At 29.5% G+C, this 14,238-nt stretch carries 10 protein-coding genes; 1 reads left to right on the forward strand and 9 read right to left on the reverse strand.

Going from position 1 to position 14,238, the window contains the following annotated elements; translation table 11 throughout:
- Positions 1-3 precede the first annotated feature (3 nt).
- The 7 genes from BW723_RS07805 to msrB all read right to left on the reverse strand — a co-directional run bounded on the left by BW723_RS07805 (position 4) and on the right by msrB (position 9,024).
- Positions 4-3,702 (reverse strand): metallophosphoesterase, encoded by a 3,699-nt coding sequence (locus BW723_RS07805; protein ID WP_068356487.1) that lies wholly within the window; start codon positions 3,700-3,702, stop codon positions 4-6.
- A 17-nt stretch (positions 3,703-3,719) separates the two neighbouring features.
- The gene (locus tag BW723_RS07810; protein WP_068356484.1) at positions 3,720-4,313 is read right to left on the reverse strand and encodes a nucleotidyltransferase family protein; all 594 of its coding nucleotides are present in this window, start codon (positions 4,311-4,313) and stop codon (positions 3,720-3,722) included.
- On the reverse strand, positions 4,314-5,336 hold the full coding sequence (locus BW723_RS07815) for an XdhC family protein (RefSeq protein ID WP_068356481.1): 1,023 nt from the start codon (positions 5,334-5,336) through the stop codon (positions 4,314-4,316).
- 52 nt (positions 5,337-5,388) lie between these two features.
- Entirely contained in the window at positions 5,389-6,333 is a 945-nt protein-coding gene (locus tag BW723_RS07820; protein WP_068356478.1) for an aldo/keto reductase, read from the reverse strand.
- A gap of 118 nt (positions 6,334-6,451) precedes the next feature.
- Positions 6,452-8,008: a protein adenylyltransferase SelO gene (locus BW723_RS07825; RefSeq protein WP_068356475.1), complete on the reverse strand. Its 1,557-nt coding sequence runs from the start codon at positions 8,006-8,008 to the stop codon at positions 6,452-6,454.
- Positions 8,009-8,027: 19 nt separating this feature from the next.
- On the reverse strand, positions 8,028-8,576 hold the full coding sequence (msrA, locus tag BW723_RS07830; RefSeq protein ID WP_068356472.1) for a peptide-methionine (S)-S-oxide reductase MsrA: 549 nt from the start codon (positions 8,574-8,576) through the stop codon (positions 8,028-8,030).
- A gap of 1 nt (position 8,577) precedes the next feature.
- Positions 8,578-9,024: a peptide-methionine (R)-S-oxide reductase MsrB gene (msrB, locus tag BW723_RS07835; protein WP_068356470.1), complete on the reverse strand. Its 447-nt coding sequence runs from the start codon at positions 9,022-9,024 to the stop codon at positions 8,578-8,580.
- A gap of 116 nt (positions 9,025-9,140) precedes the next feature.
- Here msrB and BW723_RS07840 point away from each other — a divergent pair, with 116 nt between their 5' ends.
- On the forward strand, positions 9,141-10,352 hold the full coding sequence (locus BW723_RS07840) for a Pycsar system effector family protein (protein ID WP_068356467.1): 1,212 nt from the start codon (positions 9,141-9,143) through the stop codon (positions 10,350-10,352).
- Positions 10,353-10,362: 10 nt separating this feature from the next.
- Here the strand turns inward: BW723_RS07840 and BW723_RS07845 are convergent, their stop codons facing one another.
- The gene (locus BW723_RS07845; protein WP_226789173.1) at positions 10,363-12,669 is read right to left on the reverse strand and encodes a GAF domain-containing protein; all 2,307 of its coding nucleotides are present in this window, start codon (positions 12,667-12,669) and stop codon (positions 10,363-10,365) included.
- A 322-nt stretch (positions 12,670-12,991) separates the two neighbouring features.
- The gene (locus tag BW723_RS07850) at positions 12,992-14,176 is read right to left on the reverse strand and encodes a glycoside hydrolase family 26 protein (protein ID WP_068356445.1); all 1,185 of its coding nucleotides are present in this window, start codon (positions 14,174-14,176) and stop codon (positions 12,992-12,994) included.
- Positions 14,177-14,238: the final 62 nt, after the last annotated feature.

Raw genomic sequence — 14,238 nt, forward strand, 5'->3', positions numbered from 1 at the left:
TTATTAAATATCAAAACCTACTTTAAAAGCAATTCGCAACCCATCATCACCATTAAATGCACCAAGATTACCTACAAATATATTAGCTGCGTTAAAAAATATTCCACCTCCATAAGAAGTATTTGGGGTTCCGTTTTCAGTTATAGGTATCGTTAAGTTGTTTGGTGTATTCCAAACTTTACCGTAATCAAATCCGCCGAAAATTCCAATATTCATTGGTAAGAAACTGGTTTTTACACTTCTTAAATTTAAGCGAATATCAGTAGTATGATAAAATGCGTTTTTACCTGTAAAGCGTTCGTTTCTATATGCACGCAAACCTTCGTTACCACCAATTGTTGCAGCTTGATAAAACTCGAAGTTATTACCAAAAGTAAATTGTCCTTTTACTTTAGATGCTAAAACTAATTGACCATTAGGTATCAATTTGTGTGTAATTGACAAAGAAGTATTATTGTAAGCAAAATTTCTTTTTTCATCTAAATTTCTGGTATATCCAAACTTGGTATCGAACTCCATACCTAATGTTGTAAAAGCAGGGTTATCTGAGTGTTTGTAATTGTAACTTGCTTCTGTATTTAAAAAGTGTTGTTGTTTAAAAATTCTGTTATCTGCAGTGTAATTATCTTCTAAAAATCTGCCTTCTGTCCTTTCAATATCAAAACTTTGGTAGTTTAATCCTATTTTTAAAGCTGCACCTAAATCTCCTCTTATTTTTATGAATGAACCTAGTTTTATTTGACCAATTTTAACTCTGTTATAATCTCTGTCTTCATCATCTTTATCTGCTTCAGGATTTAAAGAATTGTTTCCATAACCAAAAAAGTTAGATGAATAATTAGGGCTATTAAACTTTGCTTCAAATCCTAAATTCCAACGATCAAAAATATTGGCAATTTCTGATGAGTAACCTAATTCAAAACCTTTAGTTGCAAAGTAATAGTTTGCAGAAATAACGTGTTGCCTCGTAAAAGGATTTCTCTCGAAAGAATTTACTAAAAATAAATATTTTAAACCTACTTTAACTCCATCATCTGGGTTGTAACCAATTGCAGGAGAAATTTTACTCTGCTTATGTTTCAGTTTTTTATAATCGTATGTATTAGTTTTATAATCGTCTGTGATTTTTTTATGTATGTTTTTAGTGATAAAAGTATTTTTCTTGGTTTTATAATCATAAACCTTAACATCATGTTCATTTTTAATGTCGTAAACATCATTATTTAAACCACCAATAATTTTTATTTTAATGCTTTTTTTACCATTAGCACCAGTTAATAAAAACTCATCATCATCATCTAAACCATAAATCCAAATTTCTTTGGTAATATCATATTTATAGCGTCTATTGTGAATAATAGTTCCTTTTTCACCATCTTTTATTCTGTAGGCTGTAATTTGAGTATCGCCATTAACAAAGCGTTTAATTTCGAATCTATCATCTTTATTGGTACCAGTAATAACTTGGAATTTATTCAAATAATAAAAGTAGTTATCAGAAATTTTTTGAAGATTTTTTCTTCTCCCTTTTAGTTTTCTTTTAATATCATTTATAGTTTCACCTCTAACTTCTGAAGGGAAATTAGAAAAAGCACGCTCAATAATTTCGTCTGTTATTTGATTTTGAATAATGCTAACTTGTTTATCCCAAACCTTTTTATCTGAAGCAGAAATTAAAGTCATATCTAAAGGATGACCAGATAAATTAAACCATTTTGTACTTTTTATATCCTCTTCGTAAGAACGCATACCTCTTAAAGTAGGTATTAATTTGGTGAATACGTTTAACAGAATTCCGTCTGCAAAAACAGAAAAAGCCTGATCTCTATCTCTTGGTACAGGTCTATAAATAACCTTACCATTTTCTTTAAATTCAGCCCATCTCCATTGGTCTTGGTGTCTGTCCCAATCTCCAATTAACATATCAAATAAACGAGCTCTTATGTAAGATTCTTCATCTAAAGAATACTTTTCATCCTTTTTAAGATTTTTTCTTAAATCGTCTGTGCTTATAATTTCATCAGAATAACCAAAATTTTCTTTATCTCCATGGCCATCAGCGGTTCTGGCTTCAATCATATACAATTCATCACCATAATCTGTGTTGAATTCGCCCAAACTTTTTTGTTTTGGCACGTAAAATAAAATAGGATTTGTATGATAAATATTAATAGCATCTGCCAATTGAGCAATGGTAAATGGCGCATAAGGATGCGAGCCTGTAAAAACGTCTAACAACAAGCTTTCTGTATAGGTTTTTTTAAATTGCCCCTCTACATATTGATCTTTAAAAGCAACAGCTTGCAAATACTGAACAGCATTTTTTCTTAATGCACGCATTACATACTCTTTACCCTCTTTATCTTCTAATCGTAAAGATTTAGATTGATGTCCTCCACCTCTTCTAACAGGTTTTAAGCCTCCATATAAAGTATCTAAACTTACTGTTGGCGCGTTTATTTTTTGACCAAAATATTTTCTATATCTCTTACCCCAAAGTAAATTATAAACACCACTTTTAGTAGTTTCTTTATCCGTATAAATTGATGCTTCCTTTTCTGATAATTTTGCATTTGGGAAAGCATTAAACTTAATAATACTATCTGCTTCGAATACATTTGCTTCGTACACAATTTTACGATCTTTTGCAGTATAATAATGCACAGTAGAAGAACCATCTGTGTACACATCTAACCTTGCAAAACCTTGTGTACCGTAAGAAAATAAACCTCCGTTTACATTTTTTGTAGCTGTAACTTTAGAGCCAGATCCACTAACTATTTGTGGTATGTTGTCTTGTACAATGTATTGTAAATTATGCTCATGACCAGAAACAAGAATTATTTTTTCGTTTTGTTGTGCTAAGCTAATAATACGTTTTCTAAGTTGATTGTATTTATCATTTTGCTGATCTGTATTTGTTACTCCAGATGTTTTTCTTAAAATATTTAAGGCGCTACCAAAAATAGGTAGAGGTTTCATATGACTTTTAAAAGAGTAATAACCTCCATGAGGACCGTTTGTAAATACAGGATGATGTATGGCTAAAAGCGTTGTTTTTCCTTGCGATTTTTTAATCATTCCTTCTAGCTCCTCAAAAAACTTTTCTCGAGTTTTTATTTGGCATTCATCGTTAATTCCTGGATGATTGTCCCAGTTTGTAACATACCAATGAGAGTCTATAACAATAATATTGATATCGTCATTAACCTCTATTTTTTCTAACGGACATCCGTTTTCTGGTAAGAAAGTATTTTTACCCAAAGCATCTTCAACTAATTTTTCTTGTCTTTTTAATCCTTTTAAACCACTATACCAATCGTGATTTCCAGGAATAAATAATGTTTTTCCTGGGAATTTTTTACCAATATCAGTTTGTACTTTTAATCTGTATTTAGAAAGTTCATGTAGTTTTTTTCCTTTGGATGGAATTCCTTTAGGATAAACATTATCTCCCAGAAAAATTAAAGTAGAATTTTTATTCGCTTCTTCTATTACCTGATTTAAATAAGATAAAGCAGAATCTCTTTTGTTGAATTCAGAATTACCAGCATCACCAACAAGATAAAATGAATGAAGTAATTTTGCATCTTTTTTCTTTAGGTTAAATTTTTGACCTTCTGTAACTTGCATTTTTACAGTAGCACAAGAATGTATAAATGAGATTAGTAAAAGAGCAATACAAATTTTCAATATTTTCATGGCGTAAAAATAATTATTTAAATTGACTTGTTGTACGAATCTAAATCTTGTTTGGTATCAATATCTACTAGATTTGCTTTTATTTTAGGAGAAAGTGTGTCTTTTGTGTTTTGATTGATGAAATTTTTTGCGCCTTTATCTCCTTTTATCAGTAAAAGCTCATCATAATATTTTGATGAAAAAAGTGCTGGTACTCCAAAAAAATCACCATAATTAGAAGCAATAATCTTAGAACTATCATTATTGAACAAAGAGATAAGTGTATTTAGATAACTAATTTCTATTGCTGGTTGATCTGCTAATAAAACCAAAAAACCATCAAACTTGAAATGATTTTTTTTAAAATGATGAATGCCAGAAATAATACTAGAACTTAAGCCTTCGTTAAAATTATGATTGATAATAAATTCGATATTTTCTGTTTTTATTTTCGATTTAATCAAACTAGCATTTGCGCCTAAAACACAAAAAATATTTTTTATTGGTAGTTGTTTTGCTTTTTCTAAAGTGAGTTCTAAAAGAGTTTTATTGCCAATTTTTTCGAGCTGTTTAATGCTTTTCATTCTCGAAGATTTACCTGCAGCTAATACTAAAACAGCAATGTTATTCATCTAAGAACTGTGAATTTTTCCATTGATCTTTCTCAAAGAAAAAGGTTCTTTTTGTCTAATAACAGATAAAATTTCAGCAATAATAGAAACTGCAATTTCTTCTGGAGTTTTAGCACCAATGTGCAAACCTGCAGGTGTGTAAATGTTCTCTAAAAACTGATCAGTAATATCTGGTACAAACTCAAAAAGTTCGTTAAATAAACGTTCTCTTCTTTTAGGCGCACCTAAAATGCCAATATATTTTGGATTGTATTTAGATAATTTTACCACATATTTTAAATCTTGTACATAACTATGATTCATAATTACAATGGCTGTATTTTCTGAAATGTCAGAAAATTCTATGGTCTCTGGTGAGTTCCCAACAACAGAATTTGCACCCGGAAAATCTGATAACCGTTTGCTGTCTTTAGCAGAAGTTATTACATCAATTTCCCAACCTAAATTTGCTGCCATTTTGCATAGTTTTACAGCATCGTGTTCACCACCAATTATTATCAACTTAAAAGCAGGCTGCAGAATTTGCAAAAAAACTGCAATTTCACTTTCTTTTTGCTGTGTAAACAATTCAGAAAACGTGAATTTTTCTTGATTATAAAAAGTAACTACAGAACCAAAATTGCCAAAAGATTCATCCTTTTTAAGAAAGAAGCTATCAATTTTTAGGGATTCACGTTTATCAATTGTTGTTGCAAAAGCTTTTAGAAAAGCATCATCAATAAAAAAAGGTTCAATTAAAATATATAAAATACCTTCGCAACCTAATCTATATCTACCATCGTAAGTAATTACTTTGGCTTTATTATCTAAAAAAACAGATTTTGCTCTTTGAATAATTTCTTTTTCTACACAACCACCAGAAACTGCACCAACAGAATTTAAATCTTCAGAAATAAGCATTCTAACACCTGGTTTTCTGTAAGATGAACCTTCTAAATGAACTACAGAAGCCAGCACATTTTTCAATCCTTTTTGTTGATTGATGACAGTTTGATGTATAATCTCTTTGAGCTCGTGAATCATTAAATAATAGTAATGGTGCTACTAATATAAAGTTTTTAGCCTATAGTTAAAGTTAATTCCATTGTAATTCTTTTCTTTCTTGCCAATATAATTCTGGCGAAATTTTAAAAGAATTTAGATGGTCAATATCATCATTAGAAAGTGAAAATAAGTTCGTTTTTAAATTATCTTTTAACTGATTTAAATTACTTGCACCACTTAAGACAGTGCTTTTACTGATTGTTTGCTCACAATATTTTAGAGCAATTGCATCTACACCAACATTGTGTTTATTCGCTAAATTTTCTAAAGTTGTGTACATTTTATTGTAATGTGGGTATTTTTTATTTCTAAAAATTCTACCATTAGCTAAAGCTTCTTTTATTACAATCGATTTATTTTGAAGTTGTAATTCATCAATAATTTCTGATAAACTTTGATCTAAAAAATTATAAGTAACTTGATAAACATCAAATAATTGTTCACCATCAACCAGAACATTTAGGGCTTTTTGTATCACCTCTGTTTGGTTTGTACCTGTTGTAGTTAAACCAATTTTTAAATTGTATTCCTTTTTTAAAAATGACAATTGTTCTAAAACTGATGTATTTTCTAAAACTCCAGTTTCTAAAGTAGCAGAATGAATTTGATACACTTTTAAATAGGGCAGAAGTTGTTTAGAAAACTGCCATTGCTCATTTAACTTGGCTAAACTGTGTTCTTTTACTTCGTGTACTTTTGCATTAGGATTAAAATTTGCGGTATAAGTATAACCCCATTTTGTAGCAACTTGAATAGAATTGTCGTTTTTGGTTTGCAACCATTCTAACAATAATTCTTCTGCTAAACCATAACCAGGTGCTGTATCAAAATATCGAATGCCTAAGTTGTACGCGTTTTCTAAAACAGAAAAACTTTGTTTTTTAAAGGATTCTAAATCTGAATTGTCTACATTTTTCTGACGAACATTTATGTATTGAGGTCTTCCTAAAGCAGCTGTTCCTAATCCTAGACTCATATTTTTCTATTCGTTTTTAGACTCCAGAGGTTTTTTAAAACCTGTGAGCTTTTGTGTAATTAATTTTTTTAAGTTAAATATACCTACAAGGTTTTTGAAACCTTACAGGATAATTGTTTTACGAACTACAAGACAACATAGAACAACCCACTTTATTTCTAGCCCATTCAGGTCTTTTTGCAAACCATTTTTCGTTTTTTGGTTGTTCTGTATAAGGTTTTTTTAAGAGCTGAAATAATTCATCAATTAAAGTATAATCACCTTTATCTGCTGTGTCAATCGCTAATTGTGCCATATAATTACGCAACACATATTTAGGATTTACAGCATTCATTTTTTCCTTTCTTTCTTCGGATGAAACTCGTTCTATAGCCAATCTATTTGCATAGTTTTTAAACCATGAATTCCACCTGTTTTTTACATCCATAGCAATACTTTCTAAATCATAAAAAGCATTTTCTATCAATTTTAATCCAGTTTTATCATCAGAAAAATTACTTAAATTTCTAAAGAAAATAGTCATATCAGTTTCTACTAATTGTAGATTATCTTCTAAATCTTGAATCAATTTTAAATCATCTTCATCAGTTACAAATAAGCCTAATTTACTTTTCATCATTTGTAAAGATTGTTTTTCAAAATCAATTTTATACTGATTTAAAATAGCTTCTAAAGGCTCTACTTCTTCAATTATTGGGTACAAAGCATTTGCGAGTTGATACAAATTCCATAAGCCAATATTAGGTTGATTTCCATATCTGTAACGTTTATTTTGCCTGTCTGTGGTATTTGGTGTCCAACCAAAATCAAAACCTTCTAACCAACCATAAGGTCCATAATCTATGGTTAAACCTAAGATAGACATGTTATCAGTATTCATAACTCCATGCACAAAACCCACTCTTTGCCAATGAATAATCATCTTTAAAGTACGTTCTGAAACTGCTGCAAAAAAGTTGATATAGGTTTCTTTTGACGGATTTCCTAAATGCGAAAAATGATGTTTGATCGTATAATCTGTTAAAACTTTTAAGTTTTTTACATCTTTTCTAGCAGTAAAAATTTCAAAATTCCCAAACCTTAAAAACGATGGAGAAATACGAGAAACAATTGCGCCTTTTTCATAAGCGGGATTTCCATTGTATAAAACATCGCGCAAAACTTGATCTCCAGACAAACTTAAAGATAAAGCACGTGTTGTTGGTATGCCTAAATAAAACATTGCTTCACTACATAAATATTCTCTAATTGATGAACGTAAAACAGCCAAACCATCTGCAGTTCTAGAATAAGGAGTTTCGCCTGCTCCTTTTAATTGTATTTTCCAGTTTTTATTTTGATGTTCAACTTCGAATAAATTTATAGCTCTACCATCTCCTAATTGTCCTGCCCAATTACCAAATTGATGCCCTCCATAACACATTGCAAAAGGTTTTGTATTTGGGTAAACTCTATTGCCAGTAACAATTTCTTTAAAGAATTCGGTTTTAGTTTCTTCTTGAGTTATTCCTAATTCTGATGCCATTTCTTGCGAAACGTGAATTACTTTTGGCGCTTTCGTTTTTTTAGGATTTACATAAGAAAAAACAGCTTCAGAAACTTGTCTTCTTGAGTTTTCAAGAATTTTATCTGAAGGTAATTCTGATGTAAATGTATTTTTTAGATTCAGTTTCATATGTTATTTACAACGGGTTTTAAGCTCCTTGTAATTTTAATTTATCTGCGTGTAATTTTCTTAATTTAGATAACTTTGGTTCAATTACAAAAGTACAATACCCTTGTCTTTTATGATCTCTATAATAATTTTGATGCTCTTTTTCTGCATCGTAAAAAATATTTAAAGCGCTAATTTCTGTAACAATTTTATCATTATAATAAGGCTGAATTTGTTCTAAAACCTCTTCTGCAATTTTTTGTTGATAATCATTATGATAGTAAATTACAGATCTGTATTGTGTACCTCTATCTGCACCTTGTTGGTTTAATGTTGTAGGATCATGAGTGGTCATAAAAATAACCAAAATGTCTTCGTAAGAAATTACATCAGTATTAAAAGTTATTTGAATAACTTCTGCATAACCTGTTAGTCCAGAGCAAATTTCTCTATATGTAGGCTTGCCAGGCGCATTACCACCAGAATAACCAGAGACTACTTTTTCTACCCCTTTTACTTCTTGAAAGACAGCTTCTGTACACCAAAAACATCCACCACCTACTGTGGCAATTTGTAAATTTTTATTCATTTTATTTTTTGTCTAAAATCATAGATTCAGAGTTTATGCAATAACGCAATCCACTTGGTTCTGGACCATCAGGAAAAATATGCCCCAAATGTGCATCGCAAGTGTTACACATAACTTCAACTCTAACCATACCCATAGTTGTGTCTTTATGGTATTTTATTGCATTTTCTTTTATAGGTTGTGTAAAGCTAGGCCAGCCAGAACGAGATTCGTATTTGATTGTAGAATCGAATAAAGGCGTATTGCAACAAACACAGTTGTATTTGCCTTCTTCGTAAATGCTACATAAATCTCCAGAATGTGGTCTTTCTGTACCTTTTTTACGCGTTATTCTAAATTGCTCTGCTGTTAATTGTTGTTTCCATTCTTTTTCGGTTTTTTCAACTCTTTTATCCGGAGTCGGATTTCCGTTTAAAGTATAACTAATTATATTTTTCCAAGTAAGCATTTATATTGTTTTGTGTGGTTTTAATAGTCGTAAAAATTACTATAAATTTACAACTAAATGAATAGAATAAAAAGTTGTTTTTATTCCTTACTTTTGATAGACTAAAAAAAATAATTATGAGCGAATTAGCATCTAAAGCCGAACTTTACGTTTTAAATTTTTTAAGTAAAAATTTAGATAAGAAGTTCGTTTATCATAATATTTCTCACACACAAAGAGTTGTAGAAAATACAACTGAAATTTGTGAAAACATAGAGATTACAGAAGAAGAAAGAGAAGATGTTTTATTAGCGGCTTGGTTTCATGATACTGGTTTTGTTAAAGGGGCAGAAAATCATGAAGATGAAAGTGTTAAAAATGCCGTTAATTGGTTGCAAGATAATGGTGTAAATTCTCAGAGAATTGAAACCATTTCTAACGTTATTCTAGCAACTAAAATGGGTTCTGAACCAACTAATAAATTAGAGGAAATTATTGTTGATGCAGATTGTGCACATTTAGCTTCTAAAAACTTTTTAGATTATACAGCTTTGCTAAGAAAAGAGTGGGAGCTTACAGGTAAAAGGAAAATATCTGAGATAGATTGGATTGCTGATAATATCGAATTTTTTACCATAACACAGAAGTTTTATACAGATTATGCTTTAAAGAATTGGAGTAAAAGAAAAGCTAAAAATTTAGCTAAATTGATTAAAAGTCAGAAAGAAATAGCAGACAATACTAAAAAGTTTAATCAGAAACAGCAGGCTTTAGATATCAAAAAAAATAAAAGCGATGTTCCTGAAAGAGGAGTAGAAACGATGTTTAGAGTTGCCTTAAGAAATCACATTACTTTAAGTGATATTGCAGATACAAAAGCCAATATTTTACTTTCTGTAAATGCGATTATTATTTCTATGGCTTTGTCTACTTTAATTCCGAAATTAGATAATCCTTCTAACGATTATTTGTTGATACCTTCTATTATATTTATCCTTTTTACTGTGGTTTCTATGGTTTTATCCATATTAGCAACCAGACCAAATGTTACACAAGGAAAATTTACAAAAGAAGATGTGGCCAATAAAAAAGTAAATCTGTTATTTTTTGGTAATTTTCATCAAATGAAATTAGAAGAATTTGAATGGGGAATTCAAGAAATGATGAACGATAAAGAATATTTATATGGTTCTTTAACCAAAGATTTATATTTTCTAGGCTTAGTGTTAAACAGAAAATACAATCTTTTAAGAACTACGTATACTGTATTTATGATAGGTATTATTGTTAGTGTTATTGCTTTTTCTATTGCTTTTGCGATGCAAGGAACTAGCCCACATACATTATAGAATCACAAAATCAAGCTTCTATTTCTTTTATTAAATCGTTAAAAGAAATGGTAGCTTTTTCACTAAAATCTTCTTGATAAATAACTTCTACTCTAAGCGCTTTTAATCCAGAAACACCCTGTAAATCTTCTAATTCTAAGTGTTCTAATTTACCCAATTGATTTTTAGATTGTAAATAAGAAATATATTTAGAATATTCTACAGCGTCTTTATCTTGCGAATACACAATTGCAATTTTTCCTGGTACAGTTAAACGATCTTGAGTTCCTTTAATGTTTGCTTTATCAATACGTTTTTTTATGATTTCGTATCTTATGTTATAAGCACCATCAACATCAAATTGCTTTTCGTCCATTCTAAATTTTATAGCCATAGGATTACTATGCACTAAAATTAAGGATGCTACACGCAAATCGTTTTTCATATTTCTACGTTCGTAAAAAGCTAAATTTTCCATTTCACAAGTTACTTTTAGTTGCCATAAACGAAGGTTGTATAAATACAGATTATCAAAAGTTTTAGAGTTTGTAATAGATTGCCCTATATACATATTATACTCCACTCCGTCTGTTTTATAACGTTCAAAATAATGTGGAAACATATTTTGAACATCTTTTTGTTTATTATCTAAAAATCTTGCTAGTTTATCATTTAAAAGCGTAACACTTTCTTCATATTCTTTTCTCTTTTCGTAAACTACATTAAGTTCTTTGTCTAAACGATTCATATAGATTTTAACCTTTTGAGAAAGTTCTTTACTAATGTCTTTTATATGTTCAAAAACAGGATAAATTTCTCTGCTTAAAAAATCTAAAATACTTACTTCGTCACCAGCATTTAGGCCTTCTTGTACATCTTTTAAATACGAAGAAACACGAAACATTAATTCGTTATAAATAGGTAGTTTTTCGGTTTTACATGCATCTTTTAAAACAGAAATAGCCAACGTTAACTGTGTAGTTAAATCTTCTTTTATAGCAGTATTTCTAGCATCAGAAGATCCTTTTATATCACTCTGACCAAATAAAGGATAGACTTCATCAAAAACAATTTCGTCTAATTTTGCATTATCACTAGTTAAAGACTCTTGATGAAATTTTTCTGCAGCTTCGTAAAAACGCCATTTTACTGCAGGGTGTATTGATGTATAATTCTCTTGAATAGTTGCTTCTAAAACATTTTGACGTTCTTCTGATGTTCTTTTAACAGCAGCTTCAAATACAGGAATTATATCTTTTAATTTATTAATTGTAACCGAATTTAAGTCATAAGCTCTTTGTGATGCAATTTCTAATAAAGCTAAATCGCCATTTTGTGTTGCTACAATTGGTATTAGAATAATACTTTGAATACCAGAATCATATAGGTTTTGATAAAAAGGATTTTTGTTGGTATTTAAACCGTATTGCTCTACATCAGAAATAATAAATGTTTCATGATCTACAAAAACTTTTTGCATAACTGCATCGCAAAAATAGCCTTCATTGCATTTTATTTCTGAATTTTTATTTAAAATAATACTGTTTGATTTTTTTACAGAATTTTCACAAACTTTTGAGTTGACATTATCGAAAATAGAAAAACCTAATTTTAAGTCTTTTATACTGTAAAAATCTCTTAAGTTATTTTGTAATTTGTAAATTAAATCATCTCCACCAGACAATAAGTTAGCCTTTATTTGAGATAACATTTCTTCGGATGTAACATCGAAAAGACTAATTAAACCGAAACCTTTAAAAATATAACTGTTAGGAGGAAACTTCTCTCTCCAAATATCGATATTCTCAAAGTTGTTTAAAAGCTCTTCAAAATCACTTTTGGTTAACTGAGGTGCATTTTCTGTTGGTATTACTTCAGAAAAATCAGCATTGAATGCAGCTCTGTAATATTTCATAGTTCCTGTTGTTTTATCAGGAATATCAAAATAAAAAGGTCTTTTTACATCAACATTATAACCATATACAAAGCCTAAAATAAAAGTACAGGCCATAATATACATACTATCATCTTCAAAATTTCGAACGTTTAATTCGAAATCATCACCAGCATTATCTATTATATTTTTAAAACGATCTGTAAATTTAAAAGAGGTAAAAGAAAAAGGAACACTTGCTGCTTTAATTTCGTTTTTCAACAAAGGTTCTGGAAATAAAGGGTTTAACAATAATTCTATTTCTTCCTTATTTTTTTCTAGTATTGAATAATCAGAAAATCCATCAATTAATTGCGGATGATTATTGAACAACGTAACCATATTTATAGCACCACTATGAAAAGGATGATCTTTATATTCGTCATTTGCGTATTTCTCGAACATTACGAATACCTTTTTAAAAGATACGAAAAGCTGAAGAGGTAACTCTATATCGTCAAAATTATTAGATTCAATGATTCTCATAATGCAAAAGTTATTGTAAGCGTATCTATTTAGACGTATTATTTGTTTAAAAGTTACAAAAAATCTATCAAATCTGTTTTAATTTTAAAACTCGAAAAGTTTTTGTTCATTTAACTCAACTATTATTTAAGAATATAATCTTAATTATTGAGTTAAATGAACAAAAACTAATAAGGTAGTTTTTGATAAAAAGTTTATTAGTACTTTCTTTTACAAAGATATTAAATTAAACCGAATACTTTTATTCTGCTTCAGGTTGCTTTAGATATGCAGGCCATTTTTTTAATTCATCTTTAATTGTTGTTGTAACCTCATTATCGTCTTTTATGTACCAGCTTACGTTTTTATAGGTAATGGTTCCATCATTAGAGTAATGAAAAAATAAAATAGCATTTACATAAGGATATTTAGTGTTAAAATCCTTGAAAGTATCTGCAAACCATTTTGCTCTATCTCCACCAGGTTTTAAAGAACCAAATTCTGCTATCATTATAGGTTTATAAAATGCGGCTAAGCTCTCGTAATAATTACCAAAAATTTCTTTAAAAGTCCACCAATCACTCCAGCTTGTACTAGTTCCGTAGTTTAAAACTCCAGTAGCAACTATATCTACATATTCTGTTCCAGGATAATATTCTTGAAATTTACCATAAGATAAATGCGGACTCCAAACCCAAATAATATTTGTTGCTCCTACCGATTCAAAAACATCTTTAACATGTTTATAAGCAGCAATAAATTCTGACGGATCATTGTTTTGTGGACCCCAAGGATAACGATATGGATCATTCATTTCATGCCCCACTCTTAAATAAATTGGATAACCAACTTTAGCAGCTTCAATTGCCCATTCTTTTATATAAGAATCATAATCGCCATTTGCAACAGATAATAACCCGTGATTATTTCTTTGCTCTAAGGCTTTAATTTTTGGGAAATTTTCTTGTGAAAATTTTTCTAGCCAAGGCTCCCAAGTTATCATTGGTATAGATCCAATTCTTACAATTGCATCAACTTCATTTCTAGGAAACTCATAAGCTTGACCTTCACCCCAGGCCTTGTAAATATGAATTATTGGAAAGGTTAGGGCTAAAGAGTCTTCTAAATTTATAATATTTTCATAAGAAGCACCTTTACTATCATCTGATGCACCAAATAAAATATGTTTTGTTTTAAGTAAGGCATATTTATTTTTTCTTTGATCTTTAAACCAAGCTAATTTCTTTTCTCTATTTTCTTCTCTTTTACCTAAAATATTATCGTGTTCAATATCTTTAACAAAACTTCCTAAGTTTTCTAGAAACCCACCTAAAGGACCTTTTGAGCTTTTACTTACGGCTGTTAAACCATAAATTATAAAATAACCAAGTACTAAAGCAAGTAGTACATTAAAAAGTCTTTTAGATTTATTTTTAAATGATGCCATAACTATGTTTGATTTATTTAAGTTTTTAAGATTTATTCAACTTATATGTTGATGTTTAAAAC

The organism is Polaribacter reichenbachii (assembly GCF_001975665.1).
Classification (GTDB): Bacteria; Bacteroidota; Bacteroidia; order Flavobacteriales; family Flavobacteriaceae; genus Polaribacter; species Polaribacter reichenbachii.

What these genes read in the sequence shown, in the direction of transcription:
- BW723_RS07805 (WP_068356487.1), bottom strand. Translation starts at nt 3,702, where the DNA reads ATGAAAATATTGAAAATTTGTATTGCTCTTTTACTAATCTCATTTATA.
- BW723_RS07810 (WP_068356484.1), bottom strand. Translation starts at nt 4,313, where the DNA reads ATGAATAACATTGCTGTTTTAGTATTAGCTGCAGGTAAATCTTCGAGA.
- BW723_RS07815 (WP_068356481.1), bottom strand. Translation starts at nt 5,336, where the DNA reads ATGATTCACGAGCTCAAAGAGATTATACATCAAACTGTCATCAATCAA.
- BW723_RS07820 (WP_068356478.1), bottom strand. Translation starts at nt 6,333, where the DNA reads ATGAGTCTAGGATTAGGAACAGCTGCTTTAGGAAGACCTCAATACATA.
- BW723_RS07825 (WP_068356475.1), bottom strand. Translation starts at nt 8,008, where the DNA reads ATGAAACTGAATCTAAAAAATACATTTACATCAGAATTACCTTCAGAT.
- msrA (WP_068356472.1), bottom strand. Translation starts at nt 8,576, where the DNA reads ATGAATAAAAATTTACAAATTGCCACAGTAGGTGGTGGATGTTTTTGG.
- msrB (WP_068356470.1), bottom strand. Translation starts at nt 9,024, where the DNA reads ATGCTTACTTGGAAAAATATAATTAGTTATACTTTAAACGGAAATCCG.
- BW723_RS07840 (WP_068356467.1), top strand. Translation starts at nt 9,141, where the DNA reads ATGAGCGAATTAGCATCTAAAGCCGAACTTTACGTTTTAAATTTTTTA.
- BW723_RS07845 (WP_226789173.1), bottom strand. Translation starts at nt 12,669, where the DNA reads ATGTTCGAGAAATACGCAAATGACGAATATAAAGATCATCCTTTTCAT.
- BW723_RS07850 (WP_068356445.1), bottom strand. Translation starts at nt 14,176, where the DNA reads ATGGCATCATTTAAAAATAAATCTAAAAGACTTTTTAATGTACTACTT.